The sequence below is a fragment of the Marinobacter sp. 3-2 genome (assembly GCF_003751355.1).
GTDB classification, from domain to species: Bacteria; Pseudomonadota; Gammaproteobacteria; order Pseudomonadales; family Oleiphilaceae; genus Marinobacter; species Marinobacter adhaerens.
In genome coordinates this window covers 13,820-33,945 of the sequence record NZ_RJUQ01000015.1, presented here as the reverse complement: position 1 = coordinate 33,945, position 20,126 = coordinate 13,820, and the positions used below count along the sequence as shown (strand labels likewise).

16 protein-coding genes are annotated in these 20,126 nt (G+C 56.4%); 6 read left to right on the top strand and 10 right to left on the bottom strand.

Annotation, left to right across the window (positions count from 1 at the left end; translation table 11 throughout):
• Nucleotides 1-95: 95 nt before the first annotated feature.
• The 4 genes from EDB94_RS14325 to EDB94_RS14310 form a co-directional block, all read right to left on the bottom strand.
• Nucleotides 96-2,429 carry a xanthine dehydrogenase family protein molybdopterin-binding subunit gene (locus EDB94_RS14325; RefSeq protein WP_104272061.1) on the bottom strand — a complete coding sequence of 778 codons (2,334 nt, stop codon included), beginning with the start codon at nucleotides 2,427-2,429 and terminating at the stop codon, nucleotides 96-98.
• Nucleotides 2,426-2,887, bottom strand: a complete 462-nt coding sequence (locus EDB94_RS14320; RefSeq protein WP_104272065.1) for a (2Fe-2S)-binding protein — start codon at nucleotides 2,885-2,887, stop codon at nucleotides 2,426-2,428. Before EDB94_RS14320 ends, EDB94_RS14325 begins: the two co-directional genes overlap by 4 nt.
• 103 nt (nucleotides 2,888-2,990) lie before the next feature.
• Nucleotides 2,991-3,932, bottom strand: a complete 942-nt coding sequence (locus tag EDB94_RS14315; protein ID WP_104272070.1) for an AraC family transcriptional regulator — start codon at nucleotides 3,930-3,932, stop codon at nucleotides 2,991-2,993.
• Nucleotides 3,933-4,139: 207 nt separating this feature from the next.
• Nucleotides 4,140-5,255 carry an MBL fold metallo-hydrolase gene (locus EDB94_RS14310; protein WP_104272189.1) on the bottom strand — a complete coding sequence of 372 codons (1,116 nt, stop codon included), beginning with the start codon at nucleotides 5,253-5,255 and terminating at the stop codon, nucleotides 4,140-4,142.
• Nucleotides 5,256-5,476: 221 nt separating this feature from the next.
• Here EDB94_RS14310 and EDB94_RS14305 point away from each other — a divergent pair, with 221 nt between their 5' ends.
• Nucleotides 5,477-5,917 carry a cupin domain-containing protein gene (locus EDB94_RS14305; RefSeq protein WP_104272075.1) on the top strand — a complete coding sequence of 147 codons (441 nt, stop codon included), beginning with the start codon at nucleotides 5,477-5,479 and terminating at the stop codon, nucleotides 5,915-5,917.
• 57 nt (nucleotides 5,918-5,974) lie between these two features.
• Here EDB94_RS14305 and EDB94_RS14300 read toward each other — a convergent pair whose 3' ends face one another.
• Nucleotides 5,975-6,829, bottom strand: coding sequence for an aldo/keto reductase (locus EDB94_RS14300; RefSeq protein ID WP_104272079.1), 855 nt, complete (start codon nucleotides 6,827-6,829; stop codon nucleotides 5,975-5,977).
• A gap of 197 nt (nucleotides 6,830-7,026) precedes the next feature.
• On the bottom strand, nucleotides 7,027-7,929 hold the full coding sequence (locus EDB94_RS14295) for a LysR family transcriptional regulator (RefSeq protein ID WP_104272081.1): 903 nt from the start codon (nucleotides 7,927-7,929) through the stop codon (nucleotides 7,027-7,029).
• 120 nt (nucleotides 7,930-8,049) lie between these two features.
• Here EDB94_RS14295 and EDB94_RS14290 point away from each other — a divergent pair, with 120 nt between their 5' ends.
• From EDB94_RS14290 to EDB94_RS14280, 3 genes are read left to right on the top strand one after another with little or no spacing between them, the layout of a single operon-like run.
• Entirely contained in the window at nucleotides 8,050-8,859 is an 810-nt protein-coding gene (locus EDB94_RS14290; RefSeq protein WP_104272084.1) for a class III extradiol ring-cleavage dioxygenase, read from the top strand.
• 44 nt (nucleotides 8,860-8,903) lie between these two features.
• Nucleotides 8,904-9,698 carry an SDR family NAD(P)-dependent oxidoreductase gene (locus EDB94_RS14285; protein ID WP_104272085.1) on the top strand — a complete coding sequence of 265 codons (795 nt, stop codon included), beginning with the start codon at nucleotides 8,904-8,906 and terminating at the stop codon, nucleotides 9,696-9,698.
• Between the two features lie 54 nt (nucleotides 9,699-9,752).
• Entirely contained in the window at nucleotides 9,753-10,271 is a 519-nt protein-coding gene (locus EDB94_RS14280) for a cytochrome b (RefSeq protein ID WP_104272087.1), read from the top strand.
• An 88-nt stretch (nucleotides 10,272-10,359) separates the two neighbouring features.
• Here EDB94_RS14280 and EDB94_RS14275 read toward each other — a convergent pair whose 3' ends face one another.
• Complete coding sequence (locus tag EDB94_RS14275; protein ID WP_158254294.1) at nucleotides 10,360-13,188, bottom strand: PAS domain-containing protein; 2,829 nt, start codon at nucleotides 13,186-13,188, stop codon at nucleotides 10,360-10,362.
• 241 nt (nucleotides 13,189-13,429) lie between these two features.
• Nucleotides 13,430-14,299: a LysR family transcriptional regulator gene (locus tag EDB94_RS14270; protein WP_104272092.1), complete on the bottom strand. Its 870-nt coding sequence runs from the start codon at nucleotides 14,297-14,299 to the stop codon at nucleotides 13,430-13,432.
• 161 nt (nucleotides 14,300-14,460) lie between these two features.
• Here EDB94_RS14270 and EDB94_RS14265 point away from each other — a divergent pair, with 161 nt between their 5' ends.
• Nucleotides 14,461-15,579 (top strand): S-(hydroxymethyl)glutathione dehydrogenase/class III alcohol dehydrogenase, encoded by a 1,119-nt coding sequence (locus EDB94_RS14265; protein WP_241956275.1) that lies wholly within the window; start codon nucleotides 14,461-14,463, stop codon nucleotides 15,577-15,579.
• 47 nt (nucleotides 15,580-15,626) lie between these two features.
• Nucleotides 15,627-16,481: an S-formylglutathione hydrolase gene (gene fghA, locus EDB94_RS14260; RefSeq protein ID WP_104272095.1), complete on the top strand. Its 855-nt coding sequence runs from the start codon at nucleotides 15,627-15,629 to the stop codon at nucleotides 16,479-16,481.
• A 37-nt stretch (nucleotides 16,482-16,518) separates the two neighbouring features.
• Here the strand turns inward: fghA and EDB94_RS14255 are convergent, their stop codons facing one another.
• Together EDB94_RS14255 and EDB94_RS14250 are read right to left on the bottom strand one after the other, a co-directional pair.
• Complete coding sequence (locus tag EDB94_RS14255) at nucleotides 16,519-17,133, bottom strand: response regulator transcription factor (protein WP_104272097.1); 615 nt, start codon at nucleotides 17,131-17,133, stop codon at nucleotides 16,519-16,521.
• Nucleotides 17,126-20,050: an ATP-binding protein gene (locus EDB94_RS14250; RefSeq protein ID WP_104272099.1), complete on the bottom strand. Its 2,925-nt coding sequence runs from the start codon at nucleotides 20,048-20,050 to the stop codon at nucleotides 17,126-17,128. Before EDB94_RS14250 ends, EDB94_RS14255 begins: the two co-directional genes overlap by 8 nt.
• Between the last annotated feature and the right edge of the window lie 76 nt (nucleotides 20,051-20,126).

Genomic DNA, 20,126 nt, shown 5'->3' with positions numbered 1-20,126 from the left:
TTCGGCCTGTGCCATGACAGACCCGACGCTCCCCTGGACAGCCAGCACAAAGCAAAGCCGCCGCAGGGTTCCGGCCATCGAAAGAGACTTCATGGTCACGACGTCAGTTGGTCAGCCACTGGCAGACGGCGGATACGTTTTCCGGTCGCGGCGTGGATGGCATTACACAGGGCCGGCGCAACCGGTGGCAGGCCCGGTTCGCCCACACCACCCATGGCATCGCCCGGGTTATCAATCAGGTGGACACGCACCACCTTCGGAGCATCCGGCATTCTCGGCAACAGGTAATCGTGGAAGTTGCTCTGGGTGGCGACGCCGTTCTCGAAGGTCACTTCGCTCTTCAGTGCGATACCGATTCCCATGACACAAGCGCCCTCCATCTGGGAGCGAATGCGCTCGGGATTGGCCTGAGGGCCACAGTCGAAGGCAATGTCCGCGCGGTGGATGGTGAGTTCGCCAGAGTCATCCACCTCAACCTCGAAAACAATCGCCGTGTACGAAGCAAAGCTTTGGTGGAACGCCAGGCCAAGACCTCGACCGTCTGGCAGCTCTCGCCCCCACCCGGCTTCCTCCGTGGCGCGCTCAATAACACGCCGCATTCTGGCGGTATCGATCGGGTACAAATCGGGGTCTTCACCGTAGTTCCAGCCATCGCCAACGGTCAGGTTGTGCACCTTCCTGCCCGGGCCCAACAGTTCCAGCACGTAGTCCCGATGGTCACGGCCCGCAGCGACTGCCATTTCATGGGCAAAACTCTGAATGGCCCAGGCGTGAGGCAGGTTGTAGACCGACCGGAACCAGCCAATCCGAACGTGGGCCGAGGCTGGCGGATTCTCAAGCCGAATCGACGGGATGCTGAACGGCATCGTGTTGAAGCCCATGCCCAGCTCAAACTCGCCTTTGTGCTCGGGATCCGGTGCAAACAGCGACGCAATGCTTGGAGAAAGCGTCCTGTGCAGCCAACCCGTTGCCTTGCCCTGGTCATCAAGCCCGGCTTTGAGGTGATCCACGGATACCGCATGAAAGTAGGCGTGCTGCACATCGTCTTCCCGTGACCACTGCAGCTTGACCGGTCTTCCCTCAAACTCTTTTGCCAGTCGTGCCGCCTCACTGACGAAGTCCGGCTTTGATTTGCGCCCGAAACCGCCGCCCAGCAAAGTCTGGTGAACAGTCACGTTCTCTGCATCAATTCCGAGAATGCCGGCAATGCCGCCGCGGGTCGCGCCCGGGTTCTGAACCGGCGCCCAGGCCTCCGCCTTGCCGTTCTGCACCCGCACAACCGCAACCGGCGGTTCCATCGGAGCCTGTGCCATGTGCGGCATGTAGTAGGTCGCTTCCACGACGTTTGCCGCGTTGCTCAGGGCAGCCTCAACATCTCCCGACTGGCGGATCACCTTTCCGGGGGATTGTGCGGTTTCCTCCAGGGCGGCCCGGTAGGACTCGGAGGTATAGCTTGCGTTATCCCCCGCCGGTGAAAGATCCCACTGAACCTTCAGCGCCTTTCGTCCTTCCATGGCGGCCCAGGTGTTGGTGGCCACAACGGCCACACCCCCGAGCGGGTTGAAAGCAGCCGGTTGGTCTGCCGTGTCGATGCGTATCACCTTCTCGACGCCGGGGACCTCAAGCGCAGCGCTGTCGTCCACGCTGGTTATTCCGGCTCCGTATACGGGTGGCCTTGCGACGACGGCATAAAGCATACCGTCAAGCTCGACGTCGGCACCGAATACGGCTCTGCCGGTAACGATATCCTCACCGTCGAGGGCTCTCGGGTAGGCTGAGGTGAGCTCGCCATTCACCCAACCCGATTCTTTTCCAATGAATCGAAGTTCGCTGTCCTGCTTCAGGGTCAGCGCGTTTCGACCGGGAACTTCCAGCTCCCTCGCCGCACCCGCCAGCTCACCAAAACTCAGCTCACGACCGCTCGGCACATGAACAACCTTGTGAACTCCGGTCCGGATTTCAGACGCAGGCACGCCCCACTGGTTTGCCGCTGCCTGCTCCAGCATCTGCCTCGCGGCCGCGCCGGCCCGACGAATGGGCTGATACCAATGACGCATGCTCCGGGAGCCGTCGGTATTCTGGTTGCCGTACTTTTCCTGATCTGCCGGCGCCTGTTCAACCTGAACCTGGTCCCAGTCGGCACCGAGTTCATCGGCCGCAACCATGGCCAGACTGGTTCGGATGCCCTGCCCCATTTCTGCCCGGTTATTGATAAACGTTACGATGCCGTCGGAGTCGATGCGGATAAACACGTTCGGGTTGTCGACCCAGCCTCCCGGCATGGCGCCAGCGCCGAACTGTGCCTGTTCATTTGCAAAGCCCGCGTCCCAACGGGCCGCCAGTACCAGCGCCGAGGCGCCAGCCATGCCTTTGAGCAGACCGCGACGGCTGACGTTGGCAAGCATCAGGGTGTCGTTTGAATGACTCATGAGGACGCCTCCTCACTGACAACCCGTTCGACCGCCGCAAGGATACGGTTGTAGGTGCCACACCGGCACAGGTTCCCCGCCATGGCATCGATGATCTCCTGAGAGCTGGGGCTGGGATTGTTTTTCAGCAGCCCCGTCGCATTCATGATCTGACCGCCCTGGCAGTAGCCGCATTGGGCCACACCAAGATCCAGCCACGCTTGCTGAACCCGCTTGCCGAGCGCATCATCGGCCATGGCCTCAATGGTTTTTACCTCGCCAGACACGGCAGAAACCGGTGTCACACAGGAGCGGGTGGCAACTCCATCGATATGAACCGTGCAGGCACCGCACTGCGCCATGCCACAGCCAAACTTGGTGCCTTTCATCCCGACCACGTCGCGTATGACCCAGAGCAGGGGCATGGTATCCGGCACGTCCAGCTCATACTGGCGTCCGTTAATGGTTAAACTGGCCATGGGTTATCTCCCTCATCGATTCTTTTCTGACTGTCGGTGCCGGCAGCGTTCTCTCACAGGATGGCTTTGACCACCGCGCGGTTTACCGTTTTGCGATAACCGGTCAGGCCGGCTGCTGCACCAGCTTGCGGATATCCTGCATCGGCGGAGCCCCGAACATCCGGCTGTATTCCCGACTGAACTGCGATGGGCTCTCATAGCCCACCTGGAAAGCGGCGCGAGAGGCATCCACGTGTTCGGTCAGCATCAATCGGCGAGCTTCGCTGAGCCGCATTCTTTTCTGGTACTGAAGAGGCGTCATCGCCGTCATTGCGCGGAAATGATGATGAAAGGCCGAGACGCTGAGTCCGGCCCGGCTGGCCATCTCGTCTACCTTCATGGATTCCTTGTAGTGTTCTTTCAGCCACTCAATGGTTTTGGAAACCCGATAACCGTTCTGGCCCGAGGCCGCCATATTGCGCAGTCGAGGGCCCTGCTCTCCTTTCAGCAACCGGTAGAGAATCTCACGCTGAATGAGGGGGCCAAGCGCCGCGCTGTCTTCAGGCTCACCAACGAGATCGAGCAATCGATTGAAGGCATCCATTAACGGCGGATCGATATCGTTGACCGCGATGCCGAGCGACTTGTCGAAGGGCTGCCGTGCGATGTGAGCCGGGTTCTCCAGTATCAGCTGGGATAGCGCCCGAAAATCGATTTCCATGGTGAGACCGAGGTAGGGCTGGTCCTCCGATGCCTCGAGGATTCTGGACACCACCGGCAAATCAATGGAGGTAATCAGGAACTGGCTGGTGTCGTAGAAAAACGTATCTTCGCCCACCACGACCTGTTTTCGACCCTGGCCAATCAGGCAAATACTGGGCGCCAGCATATAGCTGGTCGGGTCCGTGGGATGATGCCAGCGATGGAGGCTCAGGCCCTTGATGTCTGTATCCAGACGGTTGGTACCCTCGGTGGCTTTCTCAATCCTGGCGGCAAGACCGAGGGGGCCGCGGTCGTCGCCCGTATACGGTTGCTGCTTATCTGCACGCGCCTGTTTGTCAGACATTGTTCGGTTGCCTCCACGAATCACTGTTCCAATGCGGTTGTTCAGAAAGTCAGGGATACAGCGTTCTGACTTGATTCAAGCTCAAAACCGACGCCAATTCACGCCCCACACCGGGCATAAAGAGAATCGGGCAAGAATTCAACAGTATCGAGCCACTCACGCCCCAAACGCCGTCTTAAGAGCGACTCTGGCCCTGACCGTACCTGGTCATCTCCACCAGGCGCCAAACCTGGCCGGTTGCAGCTGATCCAACTCAAGCGGTTCACCCACCATCGGCGTCAACAAATCGAACGGTTTTCCCTCACTCGCTGCCACCATGCGCTCAAAGGGCTCGTCCCATGGGTGCCGGGCCAGTGTGAATCTGCCAACGTGCGCCGGGATGAGTGCCTTAGCACGAAGATCCTCAGCCGCTGCCACTGCTTCCTCCGGGTTCATATGGATATACGGCCAGCGCGGGTCGTATTGCCCGCTGTCCAGCGACACCAGATCAAAAGGGCCGAAGCGTTCGCCAATTGCCTTGAAATGGGGGCCATAACCGGAGTCCCCACTGAAGAGCACGCGACGATCGGGCGTTTCGATCACGAAACCCGCCCAGAGGGTCTTGCCGCGGGTCAGCAGGCGGCCGGAGTAATGACGGGCGGGGATGAGATGTATGCGCACCTCATTACCGATTTCAAAGCTGTCATACCAGTCACCCTCCCAGACCCTTGCCTCCTCATAACCCCAACCCCGGAAATAGCTTCCGACACCCAGCGGAGAGACGACCTGATCCACTTTGGGCTGAAGCTGTATCACGCTGGAATAGTCCAGGTGATCCCAGTGATCATGAGTAATAAGAAGCGCGTCAATGCCCGGGAAATCGCTGGCCCTGTAGCCATTCGTCCCCGCGTAGGCCGCGTTGAGAAACGGTAAAGGCGCCGCGTAGTCACTGAACACCGGATCAATCAGGATGCGTTGGCCATTCAATTGAAGAAAGAACGATGAGTGACCAAACCAGACAACCAGGTCTTCCCGTGCATCGAGTGCCTTCAGGTCGACTTTTCTGGATGGAATTGGTCCGTTCGGTGCCAGCCGCTGAGTATCGGAGCGCAGATTTTCAAGCAAGACTTCCACGAACGATTTGTCGCCAGCGAACATGGGTGTTTCAACAAGATTATGGAACTGCCCGTCCTGATAATTGGAGGAACGCTCAATGGCGGACAACCGATCACCTTCGGGCAGCTCGCCAAACTTCGGATGCTGAAGATACGCGACCCCGGCAACGATGAGGACGGCGAGGATGCCGCTCAATCCGTAAAACACGTTTCTTGCCTTTCTTTTCATGACAACGATAACCAACCTGATTGAGGTATTCCGGACGCAGTGTTCCGCTGCCCAGCGCACGCCATTAAACACCACTGGATAAAACGCGTTCACCTCTTTTCAGTGTCTTCCGGAGGATTAGGCAATAAACCAGCAGAATCGCTATAAGACGGCGGCAGGGAGAGGTGCTCCAATGGTCTTGCGATAGAAAATTCCACTGAAGCGACAGAGGAAAAAGCGTCATGCCGAACAAACCGTTCCCGGAATCTCAGACTCACTACACCGAAGAATCACGGAATTCATTTACCGGCCCCGCCGAGTTCTTCACCGGTGATGTCCAGGTGGATGTGATGTTTCCCAATAACGACACGGCCCACTATTCCGGAGCCTTTGTCACCTTCTCGCCGGGCGCGCGAACCGCCTGGCATGAGCACCCCGCTGGCCAGCACATGGTTGTGACCCAGGGCACCGCACTGACCGCAACACGAGATGGGACAGTGATCAAGTTCAAGGAAGGCGAGGCGGTTTGGTGCCCACCCGACCTGGACCACTGGCACGGCGCCACACCGGACGCGCCGATGAAACACTTCGTCGTGACAGGCGATAAAGACGGCGAAAATGTTTCCTGGAAAGAAAAGGTCAGCGAGGAGGAGTACCAGCAAGCCGTTGCCAAAACCCAATAAAAAGAAGCCCCTCGTTTGACCGGGGGGCTTCTTCTTTTGAATCAGCCAGGATTCGTCTTATTGAAAGACCGGGAACTGGCTTGCCTCTCCGTAGTCCTTGATCGGCTCCAGGGCACTCAGCGCGTCCATGTCGGCCTGTGCGATCTCGAAATCCACCGCGGCGTTGTTCGCCATGTGGTCCGGGTTGGCGGTTTTGGGCAACGGCAAGAGGCCCAGTTGCAGGTCGTAGCGAATACACAGCTGCGGCACGGAGACGTTGTACTTCTCCGCCATTTTGATAATCGCTTCGTTCTTGAACAGCTCTCCATGACCGACCGGGGAATAGGCCTCAACCAGCATGCCTTTATTGCGTGAGTAATCGATCAGGGCACCCGGCACATTGGTGACATGCGCCAGGATCTGATGAACCATGGGCGCCACGCTGCAGGTTTCGAGAATGGTATCGATGTCCCGTTCCTGAAAATTCGACAGACCGATGGCCTTCAGCTTTCCGGCCTTGTAGGCGTCTTCCAGGGCACGCCAGGCTTCCTGATTGCCCTCAGGGAAACGGTCCTCGGATCCGAAGTGATCCCAGGGCTGCGGGCTGTGGATGATCATCAGATCGAGGTACTCGAAACCCATTTTCTCGAGCGATTCCTCAATCGCAGCGGTGGCCTCGTCATAGGTCTTGTGACGGGCTGCCAGTTTGCTCGTGACAAACAATTGCTCACGCTCCAGAGAACTGGCGCGCACACCGTCCGCCACCTCGGCTTCGTTACCGTAATCCTGGGCCGTGTCGATGTGCCTGTAGCCAAGCTCGATGGCTTTTTTGACGGCATTTGTGGCGGATTCGCCCTCGATCATCCAGGTTCCGAGGGCAAGCTTCGGAATCGCAATACCGTTCGCCAGTGTGTAAGTCTCTTTGAGAATCATAGTGATCGCTCTCCTGTATTTAGCCTTGATTTTCCGAACGTTATGGAGCGAGTTTCGGAAATGAGGCGTTCAGGGATGGGACCATGGCCTCATAGGTCAGAGTTTGCTCGGAAAGCGTCGGTGTTTGAATACACGATTCGGTCGGTTGATTGCCTAAAACTCCAGCTCCGCCGCTTGCCGGGTCAGAGCTGTGGTTGTCACCGGGAACTGACCGAGAACGCCTCCACCAGGAAATCAATCATTGCGCGGACCTTGGCCGGGAGCCGTCGATCGGGCGGAAACAGTACGTGCAGGCCGCCAAGCTCCACCACCGGAACATCCAGTACCAGTTCCACGAGGGTTCCATCGCGCAGCGCGTCGGCGACAATAAAGTCGGGCTGGTAGATCACGCCCTGACCGCCAACGGCGGCGGCCAGCAGTGCATCGCCGTTATTCGCCTTGAGCGGCCCCTGAATCGGCACTTTTACCTCACCGTTGCGGCCAAACGACCAGGTTCCATCGCCCTGCTGGGAAGACAACGAATAACTGAGGCACTGGTGACTACTCAGTTCAGAGACTTTGCGAGGGGTACCACAGCGCTCCAGATAATCTGGCGCGGCACAGACCCGCATCGGGTAGTCTCCCAAATGCCTTACTTTCAGATCACTGTCGGCCAGGTGCCCGATGCGAATCGCGAGATCCCATCCCTCTGCAATCAGATCCTGCTGTGCATCACTCAAACCGAGTTCTATGTGAACGTGCGGATAGCGGCGACTGAATGCCGGCAACAGGGGGGCGATGTAGTGAGTGCCAAAAGACAGGGGCACGTTCATCCGTAGCAGGCCAACGGCCTGATTACCCTGGGCCGCCAGCTGCGACTCGGACTCTTCAAGATCCAGGAGGATTCTCTGGCAGGTGGCGAGGTAGTCCAGCCCAGCATTGGTCAGCGTCAGGCGACGGGTGGTGCGATGACACAGGCGCACGCCCAGCCGTTGCTCAAGTGCGTCCAGATGCTTGGTGGCCATCGCCGGCGAGATCCCCAGATCACGGCCGGCTGCAGAGAGACTACCCAGCGTTGCGGCCTGAACAAACACTCGCATGCCGGTAAAACGGTCCAACATTATTTTTAACTCTCAGTTAAAACTGATCCTAAAGTTAACATGTTCTCTTTCTGAAGGTGAATAGTTATCGTTGCTCGGCAACGCTGTTTCCACAGACTGCGGTCAGGAGAGGTAGTTCCGATGCACCAGAAAGCGACACAGCCAGTACTCTTTATTCCTCACGGAGCGGGGCCCTGCTTTTTCATAGACTGGAACCCGCCGACCACCTGGAATGGCATGGCTGAGTTTCTGGCCAGCGTAAGCACTTCATTGCCGGAACCACCCAGGGCCATTCTGATGGTATCCGCCCACTGGCTTGCCCCCGAGTTCACGGTGACGTCGGGCCAGCAGCCGGATCTGATTTACGACTACTACGGTTTTCCCGAACACACATACCAGCTCAGTTATCCAGCAGAGGGCATGCCTTCATTGGCCAGTGAGGTTGTCTCAAGGCTCAAGGCTGCCGGCATTGAAGCCCATGAAGACGCCCAGCGCGGGTTTGACCACGGTATGTTTATTCCCCTGAAGCTGATGTTTCCGGAGGCCGACATCCCGGTGGTCCAACTGTCGCTGAAGGCGGATATGGACCCGGTTTCTCACCTTGAAGCGGGCGAGGCCCTGGCTGGTCTTCGCGAGGACGGCGTGCTGATCATCGGCAGCGGCATGAGTTTCCACAACATGCGAGGGTATGGCGATGCCCGCTACACCCAACCATCGGAAACGTTCAACGAGTGGCTGGTCAATGCCGTCCACGACACACCCGCTGAACGAAAACGGGCGTTGGGCAGCTGGACCACGGCACCCCACGCCCGGGATTGCCATCCACCACGCGCAGAAGAACACCTGATACCACTGATGGTAGCGGCAGGTGCCGCAGGCGCGGACCAGGGGCGCACCGTCTACACCGAAAACGTTCTGAAAACCCGGCTTTCGGGATTCCGTTTCGGATGACGATGGCGTGAAAGCAAATTCAAAAAACCTTCAGGAGATTCCAGATGCAGATTGATCTCAGCGGCAAAACCGCACTGGTAACGGGTTCAACCGCCGGTATCGGGCTGGCCATTGCCAGCGGCCTGGCAAACGCCGGCGCACAGGTCACGATCACAGGCCGTCGTCAGGACAAACTGGACAACGCCCTCGCGAGTATCGAACAGACCTCCGGACGCACCGATATCCGGGGGATCGTGGCCGACCCCGGCACGGCCGAGGGTTGCCAGGCCCTGACTGGGGCCTGTCCGGACGTCGATATTCTCGTCAATAATCTGGGTATCTACGGCGCACAGCCGTTCTTCGATATTGCGGACGACGACTGGGACCACATACTTGAGGTCAATGTCATGAGTGCTGTCCGGCTCGCCAGGCACTACGCCCGTGGGATGGCGGACCGGGGTTGGGGCAGGATCCAGTTTATTTCCAGCGAGTCAGCCCTGAACATCCCGTCTGAAATGGTTCACTACGGCGTCAGCAAGGCCGCCCTGCAGGGGCTTTCCCGCGGCCTGGCGAAGGTACTCGCGGGCACAGGCGTCACAGTAAACACGATCCTGCCGGGCCCTACCCGCACCGAGGGCGCCGTAGCCATGCTTCAGGAGATGGCTTCCGAACGGGGCGTATCGATGGCAGAGATGGAAACGCTCTTCCTTGAAGAAAACCGACCCTCAACGCTGATCAAGCGGTTCGCTGATCCCGTGGAAGTAGCCAGCCTGTGTGTTTACGCGGCCTCCCCCCAGGCCAGTGCTACCACCGGTTCAGCCCTGCGAGTGGAAGGCGGCATTGTTGAAAGCATCGCCTGAAACAGGGCGCTGCATCGATTACCAAAAACCGAAACCAGAGGACATCCCTTTACCATGAAAGACTCCAGGGAAAGTTACGGAACACTCAGCAAAAGCCTGCACTGGCTGATGGCCGTCTTGATCGGCTGGCAGTTTCTGAAGTTTGGCGACCGGGTTGCCGACGGCGAGCACTGGGTTGGCGAAACCCTGGTGCCCTGGCATGTGTCGATCGGAACACTATTGCTCGCATTAATCGTGCTGCGCATGATTTGGGCTTTCAGTCAGCGCGGCCAACGGCCCCAACATGAGGATCCGCAGGGACGCCTGGTGAAAATCGGTCATGGTTTGCTCTATGCGGCCATGCTGTTGCTGCCCGTCACCGGAATTCTGATTCTGCTGGGCGGCGGTTATGGTCTGAACGTCTTTGGCATGCAACTGATTGAAAAGGGTGACAAGATTGCCTGGGCATCGACCATTGGCGGCATCCATTCCACCCTAGCCTGGGCTCTGGCGGCTCTGGTGATTGGTCATATCGGTATGGCGCTGTTCCACCAGCATGTGAAAGGCGATGGCACCCTGAGCCGGATGGTCTGATTGAACCGAGAGTTGCAGCACCTCGCTCGGCGGGTGCTGCAACTCCGCAGCGCACCCAATTCGGCATGTGCGCCCGCGGCCGAAGCCATTATGTGCTGCTCTTGATCAGGTCGATAAAACTCTCCGGTTTGCCCAGAGCAAAGCCTTGACCGTAGTCGACCCCAATCTCCCTGAGTTTTGAAATAATCGCATCACTTTCCACAAACTCGGCTACGGTTGTCATACCCATCAGTTGCCCGAGATCGTTGATCGATTTCACCATTGCATAATCGAAGGAATCTTCAGCGATGTCTTTTACAAACATTCCGTCTATTTTCAGGTAATCCACCGGCAGATTCTTCAGATAGCCGAAAGAAGAAATGCCGCTCCCAAAATCGTCCAGCGCAAAGCTGAATCCCAGACTCCTCAACGAATTGATGAACTTCACCGCGCTTTTGAGGTTTGAGATCACCACCGTTTCGGTCACTTCGAAACACACCTTGTCAGGCGCAAGAGAACCACTGCGCACCAGCTCGAGAATGTACTCCAGGAAATGAAAGTCACCAAGGGAGGCACCGGAAAGGTTGATGGCGACCAGATCAACCGATTGGAAGAATTCCCTGTAACGAACAAAGAGATCGGCAACTTCAGTGACGACCCAATGGTCAATTCTGCCAATAATATCGTAGCGCTCTGCCGCTGGTAAAAACGCGCCCGGGGGGTAGATTTGACCGTCTTCCCCGCGAAGCCTGATCAGGATCTCGTAGTGCCCCGCACCCGGCTTTTTGAACGACTGAATGGGCTGGGCAAACAGAATAAACCGGTTATCCGTCAACGCCGCTTCGATCTTCGAGATCCACTCGATCTGGCCTTTCCTGAGATTGATCTCGGCATCATCCTCTTTGAACACATGGATGCGATTTCGGCCTTGTTCTTTGGCGGTGTAACAGGCGATGTCCGCCTGCTTGAGGAGAGTTGTCAGATTTCCGGTAGCCGCGTTGATCTCGACAAGGCCGATACTCGCCCCGATACGAAAAACGCCGGACTCCCAGACAAACTGGTAATCGGCGATCTGGCTCAATACGCTCTGCGCGACTCTGAAGGCCTGCTCTAAACTGCAGTCCTCCAACAAAATCGCGAACTCGTCGCCCCCAAGGCGGGCCAGCGTATCGTTTTTCCGAACCAGCGTGTCCAGCTCAATGGCCAACTGCCGAAGCAGCTCATCACCCGCAGTGTGTCCGCAGGTATCGTTGATAACCTTGAATTGATCCAGGTCCAGGAAACAGAGCGCGTGTTGTCTTTGCGAACCTTCTACGTCCGTCATCAACTGATTGGCCCGCAATTCAAACTCACTCCGATTGATCAGGCCCGTCAGGCTATCGTGACTGGCGCTGTAGGCAAGTTTGTAATCGAGCAGCTTTTTATCCGTAACATCGGCAGTAACCACAATCCAGACCGGGCCATGGGTGGGATGATCAAACCCCGAGAGACTCGTGGAATACCATACGTTTTCACCTTGTTCGTTTGACCGGCTCCACTCTCGCCTCCAGACCTTCTTGTTGGCGACTGACTGGACCACTTCCTTGATGGTGTCCGAGTCGAGCTGTATACCGAAGCAATCCAGTTCAGTCAGTTTTTTTCCGACCACGCTGTCTTGATGACAACGAAACATTTTTTCAAAGGTCGGATTCACATAAACAATTTTTTGGGAGTCGCTGACAACCAGACAAACGCCCTCAATCATGTTTGAAGTGATCTGGCTTTGCGTTAACAGGAGGGATTCTTTTTCCTTCTTTTCGGTCACGTCTGAAACCATCGAGGCGATTCCCAAGACGCGGCCCTCTTTATCCACCAGCGTGGTATTAAACCATTCACAAACAATAACTTTTCCGTCTTTGGTCCTGTTCTGGTTTATCGATGATTCACCGCCTGTTCGGTGCAGGAGTGAATGGAACAGGTTGAAAACATGGCCTTTGACCTCCTCTGGCACAATGGATTCCCACGAGGACAGACCAATCATCTCGGACTCGGAATAGCCGAAAATTGAGGTCGCGGCGGGGTTCCAACTGGTACAGATCAGGTTGGGATCCCAGGTAATACATCCCAGAGGGGTATTCTCAACGTGCGAGGAAAGCAGGGCTTCGCTCCTGGTGAGTTGATTTTCCGCTTCTTTCCTCGCCGTGATGTCCACAAAGCTGATAATGGCCTTTCCCTGAACGGAATCGTCAGGATTCTGGGTTTCCAGGTAATGAGTCGTCACAGAGGCCCAGATCGGCTTGTCACGGTCGGGCCTCAAGACCCCGACGACATAATCAAACAGGTTCGCTGACGACGACAACGCCACGTTAACGGGGTACCTGGACAAAGGCAGTGGGTTCAATTGCTCGTCGATGAATTGCCAGGCGGGATCAATTGCCTTCTTTCCGGCCATTTGCTCCTGTGTCAGGCCAAGGATGTCAGTTGCAGCGCGGTTGCTGTAAAGGATGCTGGTATCCTCTGCATGCAAAACGATACCAATCTGCAGGCTGTCCAGAGTCGAACTGTACTCTTGCCGTTCCTCTGAAATTCTCTTCTTGCTCTCGGCAAGCTGTTTCAGCGCGGACGTCTGCTCATGAATGTCATGACAGGAGCCGATATAGCCCACGAACTCGCCCGTCGGCTCAAAGTATGGAGCACCTTCATCCCGAATCCAGCGATAAACACCGTCCGCACGGAGCAATCTGTAATCCATCGAAAAGGACTGTCTTTGATCAAAGGCTTGCCCAAAGATTTCCCGGCAACGGCCATAGTCATCCGGGTGAACTCCCTTGCTCCAGCCGAAACCGGCTTCATCATTCAGACGCTTGCCCGTGAATGTCAGCCACGACTCGTTGAAATAAACGCACTCTTTGTTGGCATCCGAAATCCAGATCATGACGGAAGCTGAGTGGGTCAGCATTCTGCCGACCAGAATGCTTTGCTCCGGACTGAGTGGGCCAGAAATCATGGCGGGAGAAGACACTTTTCAGAAGAGAAGCGATTGATGCCCATAGCGAACCAGCCATCAGAATGGTAGGACTGTTCATTCACCATAGACGTTGGAACGGTATCTGCAACTCGTGGCCTCTTGATGCGGAACCCTGACCGGGGGACCGACTGTGCCCGAACCCGGTCATCAGTCGATGAAGAAAGGGGGCGACCTACACCAGTGAGTCGGCAAAAAAATCGAGGAGCAGTCGCACTTTCGGTGATACATGGCGATTGTGAGGATACACCGCCCAGATACCGTCATCGTCTTCCTGGTAGTGAGTCAGCACCGGGATCAGCCGCCTCGAGTCCACTGCAGCCTGAACGTAATAATCCGGCAACTGAACAATACCAATGCCCTTGAGGGCGGCATCGAGCAGAGCCCTGCCGCTGTCACAGCGAATATTTCCTTTGACCCGGACATTTCGGGGCTGCCCTGCTTCCTGGAAGCGCCAGTAATCGAGGTTGCCCAGCAGACAGTTATGATTCGCCAACTCGGAGAGCGAGTGCGGCGTGCCATGCGTCGCAAGGTAATCGGGCGACGCACACACGTACAGGGTTCGGGATGCAAGCCGCCGCGCCATCAGAGTGGAGTCCTCCAGCTTACCCATGCGCACCGCAAGATCGTAGCCTTCAGCCACCAGGTCCAGGGTCTGATTGGTAAGATGCATCTCCACATCAAGTTCGGGGTAACGCACAACAAAGTCATTGACCAGTGGCGCAATCGACTTTTCTCCATAGGTCACCGGCGCCGTGAGTCGCAGCCTGCCTCGGGGGATCAGCTGCATATTGGTGATGGAACGCTCCGCCTGCTCAAGGGCATCAAGCACCTGGCGACAGTGCTGGTAATACAGCTGCCCGGCCTCGGTGGCAGACACGCGACGTGTGGTTCGATAAAACAGGCGAGTTGATAAGCGGGCCTCCAGGGCACTGACCTGTCGGCTCACTTGTGCGGTCGAGACGCCCAGTTGCTTCGCGGCACGGGTGAAGCTCCCGGTTTCGGCTACCGCCACGAATTCATCTACCCCTTCCCAGCGATGCATGACTGTCCCCGTTCATGGTGTGCCATCTTGATTATTGCACACCAGTAAAAGTTATTTACTGAGAGCGGTCATTATCAATCAGATCACTATAAATACAATGGGCACTTCGATCGGGCGGCGCCCGCCCTTCCTGTATACCGATGGAGAACACTATGGCTGAAATGATCAAATCAAAAGCGGCAATTGCCTGGGGCCCCGGTCAGCCACTGTCCGTTGAAGAAGTGGATGTCATGCCCCCGAAAGCGGGAGAAGTGAGAATAAAAGTGATGGCAACGGGTGTCTGCCACACCGATGCCTTCACCCTCTCCGGAGAAGATCCCGAGGGCAACTTTCCGGCCATCCTTGGTCACGAGGGCGGCGGAATTGTAGAAGCGGTCGGCGAAGGAGTCACCAGTGTGGCGATCGGCGATCACGTCATTCCGCTCTATACCCCCGAGTGTGGCGAGTGCAAATTCTGCCTGTCTGGCAAAACCAACCTGTGCGGGAAAATCCGCGAAACCCAGGGCAAAGGACTCATGCCCGATGGCACCAGCCGTTTCTACAAGGACGGCCAGCCCATTCATCATTACATGGGTTGCTCGACCTTCTCCGAGTACACCGTTCTGCCGGAGATTTCACTGGCGAAGGTCAACAAGGAAGCCCCGCTGGAAGAGGTCTGCCTGCTCGGCTGTGGCGTCACCACCGGCATGGGCGCGGTCATGAATACCGCGAAGGTGGAAGAAGGCGCCACGGTGGCCATTTTCGGGCTCGGCGGCATCGGCCTGTCTGCGATTATTGGTGCGACCATGGCCAAGGCGAGCCGAATCATTGGCATCGATATCAATGACAGCAAGTTCGACCTGGCACGACAGCTTGGTGCAACCGACTGTATCAATCCCAAAGACTACGACAAGCCGATTCAGGAAGTGATCGTCGAACTGACCGACGGTGGCGTGGACTATTCCTTCGAATGCATCGGGAACGTCGATGTCATGCGGTCCGCACTGGAGTGCTGCCACAAGGGCTGGGGCGAGTCGGTCATCATCGGCGTTGCCGGGGCAGGCCAGGAAATCTCCACCCGCCCGTTCCAGCTGGTCACTGGTCGCGTCTGGAAGGGCTCTGCCTTCGGTGGCGTCAAAGGCCGTTCCGAGCTGCCCGGCATTGTCGAGCGTTACCTGCAGGGTGAATTCAAGCTCAATGATTTCATCACCCACACCATGGGGCTTGATGACATCAACGAAGCCTTCGAGCTGATGCATGAAGGCAAGAGCATCCGCAGCGTAATTCATTTCGACAAGTAATCGCGACGGCCACCTGCCCCGCAGGTGGCCGACCGATGGAGGTCCCGATGACAATCGAAAACCTGAGCAGCAACAAGAGTTTCGGTGGCTGGCACAAGCAGTACAGTCACCGTTCTGAAACCCTGGGTTGCAGAATGCGATTTGCGATCTACCTTCCGCCAGGAGTAGCCAACGGGGAAAAAGTACCGGTGCTCTATTGGCTGTCCGGCCTGACCTGTACCGATGAAAACTTCATGCAGAAAGCCGGCGCCCACCGTGTGGCCGCGGAATTGGGCATGGCCATCGTGGCACCGGACACCAGCCCCCGCGGCGATGACGTTGCCGACGATGAAAGCTACGATCTTGGCCAGGGCGCAGGCTTCTACGTGAATGCCACGGAAAGCCCATGGCATCCCCACTACCGCATGTATGACTACGTGCTGAATGAGCTGCCCGCACTGATCGAATCGGTGTTCCCGGTAACGGATCAACGCTCGATTTCCGGCCATTCAATGGGTGGTCACGGCGCTCTGGTTCTAGCTCTGCGCAACCCAGAACGATTCCAGTCCGTATCGGCCTTCAGCCCGATCAGCAACCCGGTAAATTGCCCCTGGGGCAAAAAGGCCTTCACCGCCTACCTGGGCAAGGACACCGCGCGTTGGGCCGAATACGACGCCAGCCTGCTGATGCGGGATGCAACACAGTTCGTACCAGCCCTGGTCGATCAAGGCGATGCGGATAATTTCCTGACTGAACAGCTTCAGCCAGAGGCGCTTGAGGCCTCGGCCAGCATCAGCAATTACCCGCTGGAGCTGAACTTTCGAGAGGGCTACGACCACAGCTACTTCTTTATCGCGAGTTTTATCGACCAGCATCTGCGGTTTCATGGCCGGTATCTGGGGTGCTCCACGTTGCAGTCCTGAGCATTCTCAAAAAGGTTGCCAGAAACACGGTTCCCGGTTAAAACAAATCAGGATAACGCTCGGCGATACGAACAAGCTCAGCAAGTGATCGTACGTCGAGTTTCTGCATCATATTGTGCCGGTGAACCTTTATCGTCACTTCGGCCACACCCAAATCAGCCGCAATTTGCTTGTTGAGCCTGCCTTTTACTGCCTCTTTGAGGATCTCCTTTTCCCTCCTAGTCAGCAGGTTTACCCGTTCTTTCAAGCTGGCTAACTGGCTGAGCTCTTCGTGTTTTCTCGCGTCCTGCCGCAAACCCTGATGGACGGCCTCCAACAAGTGATCCTGGTTCACCGGTTTTTGTAGAAACTCTATGGCTCCTGCCTTGATCGCCTTCACTGACATAGGGATATCGCCATGAGCGGTCACGAAAACGATCGGTACCAACTCATCGATCCCAATCAGGTGTTCCTGTAATTCAACACCCGTCATTTCGGGCATGCTGACGTCCAGCACCAAACAGCAGGGTCTCTCAAGTACCAAACTGTCCAGAAACGCTTTCGCAGATTCACAGGGCACAACGTTGAATCCGTGAGAACGGAGCAGGCTACTGATGGCCTCCCGCATCGAAAGGTCATCATCAACGACGTAGACAGTTTGCGTCTTACCCATGGCTGTTACCTTCTAATGGCACCGTCAATTCAAACGTAGCACCTGCCTGCCCTGGCTCCTCATCCAGGAGCGCAACATCGCCTCCCAGACGACTGGCAATTGTCCTGCATATGGCCAGTCCCATCCCCAGGCCCTCTGACTTGGTGGTGAAGAAGGGTTCGAAGGCACGGCCACGGGCCTTCAGCGAAACGCCCGGCCCACTGTCGCTGACCAGAACACGGATCTTGGCGATCTGAGGGCAATACCGAACATGCAAACGTAACCGTTTATCGTTGCTGGCCATGCTCTTCATGGCATCAATCGCATTCAGGACCAGATTCAGAAGGATCTGCTGCAGCTGTACTTTATCGCTCGTGGTTACAGGCAGATCCGACTCGATTACGGTATGAATCCGAATACCAATCTTACGGGCGGTCTCATTGACGAAATCCAGAACGTCCGAGATCAAATCAGTCCAATCAATCGGCTGGAGCTCCCCCGCATCGCGCTTCATAAACCCACGAATCCGAATGGCCACATCAGCCGCACGCTCACCGTCGCGCTGGATGTTTTTGATTGCTCTCGAAGCCTCGTCGACATTTGGGGGTGAATGGGACAGCCACTGGAGCCCAGCCTGACTATTGGCAACGATTGCGGAAAGCGGCTGATTGATTTCATGAGTGATCGACGCCACCAGTTCACCCATGGACGTGACTCTCATTACCCGCGCCAACTCCAAACGGGCTTCTTCCAACTCAAGCTCGGCCTGTTTGCGCTCACTGATGTCCTCAACGACGCCCATTAATAGGGGTGGCGAATCTTCAGTTTGGGGTATCACAGAAACGCTGGAGCTGGTCCAGACCTCATAACCCTGTTTGCTGATAAATCGCTTCTGATAGTGGTAGTTTTCAATGTCCCCTGATAGAAGCTGGTTCAGACGATTCCCGGTGATCGACCGATCAGCCTCATGGGTGAAATCAATCACCGAGCGCCCCATAAGTTCCTCAGCAGAGTAACCCAACATCTGACAAAAAGCCGGGTTCACGTTCACGAACATCCAGTGGGTATCGACGACAGCAATACCAACAGCGGAATTCTCATGAATCGCCCGCCAACGCCCTTCGGATTTTCGCAGTGCGTCGAAACTGCGCTGAAGTTGCCGGCGACCCTCAATCAACTCCCGGGTAAGCTGCATCAGATTCGTGTCCCGGGATTCCAGCTCCTGCTGAAGAGCCCGTCGCGCATCCCGCATAGTCACAATATTCCGAACCCTCGACAGTAACTCCGGCACAAAAAACGGCTTGGTGACATAATCCTGGACGTATTTCGAGAGCAGTTCGTTTTTGACCGCTCCCCCCGAATGGGCCGAGAGCACCAGAATAGGAATCTGAGCAGAATCCACTCGATTGCGAATGGATCGGATCATCTCATCACCGCTGAACTCCGGCATCATGAGGTCGGTAATGATCAGATCGGGCTGAGTCGATTCCAGAATCGCCAGCGCTTTTTTTGCGCCATCGACCGTGCGGACCTGATATTCATCACTGAGTACACGATCAATCAGCTCCCTCATTTCACGGTTGTCGTCGACCACCAGCACCCTCGGCTTTCCGGTTGCTTCAGAGGCTGATGGCTCATCTCCCTGATGCCCATCTTGAACGAGGAGACTCCCCGTATCGCGGTTGCTGTTTCTGACACTTTCACGGACGCCAGTACCACAGGGTGCCTTGGCCGGTAACTCCACACTGAACAGGGCGCCACCCACCGGAGAGTTGGTAACCGTTACTGTACCCCTATGAAGATCAACGAACTCCTTGACGATCGCCAGCCCCAACCCTGTTCCCTGGCGCGTACTCTGAAGCAGGCCCGCTCCCTGTTCGAAGCGTTCGAAAATCTTTGCCCTCTGGTCTGAGTCGATGCCAGGCCCCGTGTCCGTGACGCTGATCAGTATCCGGTCATTCTCGTGCTCCTCGACAGAGCAACTGATACGCCCGCCTCGGGGGGTCACACTGAACGCGTTATAGATCAGATTGAACACGGTTTGGCTCAGGCGCTCCCGATCCGCTTCGATCTCCAGACCGTCCGGAACCATCAGAGCAAACGCAATATTATTTTGCAGGGCAATCGCATCGAAATGGCTAGCAACCTCTTTCATGAACCCGACCATGGGAATCACTTCATAAAAGAGCTGAACCTTTCCCGCATCGACTTTCGCAAGATCGAGAAGGTCATTCACGAGATTGAGCATGGTAATGGCATTTCGCCTGATGGCTGACAGGTCCGTCTTCTGCCGTTCGGATAAACCACTGCTTTGAGAGAAAATGTCATCAACCGGGCCAATAATCAGCGACAGCGGGGTTTTGAGTTCGTGACTGATGTTGGCAAAGAAGCGATTTCTTTGTTCGTCCAGTTCCCGGTTTTTTTTAAGGAGCTCCTCAAGTTCGTTTTTCTTCCTTGCCACCTCAACTTCTACTTTTTTCTTCTCGGTGATATTCCGGCCTTCCGCGAGAATGAACCGCACCTCGCCGGCCTCATCCCTCAAGGGTGTGAGAGAATAATCCGTAATGATGGTTCGCTCACCGCTGGCCTCACCATAGACTTCGATATCTCGACGGATGAACTCACCCTGCGCGGCCCGCAGAACCATCTCCCGCTGGGAGGCCCTGCTTTCCTCAGACAGCGCAAACCAGCGAGCCTCCCAGAACGGCGTACCAACCACGTCTTCCATGGAAAGACCAGCTCCTCGCAGCGCAGGGACGTTGATCTCAAGGATGTTTCCCTCCCCGTCCAGGAGCCCGGCAAAGTGGTACATCTGATCCAGAATAATCCGGGCAAACTTCTCTTTTTGGGTCTGATAGTCATCCTGACCATCCAGATCAACGCTACCAATCCTGAAGGTTGGCTTGTTACGGAAAATACGCTTTATGAATTCATACATGCCCGGAACCGGTTTTTGTTGTTGTAAGGCTGGCGCAACACATTCCGCGAGCCAGTCCAGCGCCCCCAGACAAGCT